This window comes from Streptococcus sp. HMSC072D07 (assembly GCF_001814835.1).
Classification (GTDB): Bacteria; Bacillota; Bacilli; order Lactobacillales; family Streptococcaceae; genus Streptococcus.
The window spans coordinates 68,437-68,944 of record NZ_KV818079.1 but is presented as its reverse complement, the minus strand read 5'-3'; the positions used below and the strand labels follow the sequence as shown (position 1 = coordinate 68,944).

1 protein-coding gene is annotated in these 508 nt (G+C 43.5%); it reads right to left on the bottom strand.

The features are described from left to right. Positions 1-508, bottom strand: a 508-nt coding sequence (locus HMPREF2991_RS11320; RefSeq protein WP_257372026.1) for a G5 domain-containing protein, incomplete at both ends; no start/stop codon positions are given.

The window sequence follows — 508 nt, the reverse complement described above, 5'->3', positions numbered from 1 at the left end:
TATAAACAATGGTGCGAACACCCTTCTTACCAGCAGCTTTCACTTGACGACTTCCTTCTGGAAGGTCTGCGTTCTGCACTTCTTTGACTTGGAAAGCAACTTCTTCTGTCTTCGTTTCTTCCTTAGTCGTTACAACTGGGGCTACTACTTTCTTAGTTCCAACTTCGACAACTTCGTCTACTGCTGGAGTAGTGATTGTGTTTGATTTCTCAACACGACCTGTTTCAACGCCATCTGTGTAAGTCACTGTATAAACAATGGTGCGAACACCCTTCTTACCAACAGCTTTCACTTGACGACTTCCTTCTGGAAGATTTGGATTTGTTACTTCCTTAGTTTGGAAAGCAACTTCTTCTGTCTTGGTCTCTTCCTTAGTCGTTACAACCGCTGCTTTCTTAGTTCCAATTTCGACAACTTCGTCTACTGCTGGAGTAGTGATTGTGTTTGATTTCACCTCGCGACCTGTTTCAACGCCGTCTGTGTAAGTCACTGTATAAACAATGGTGCG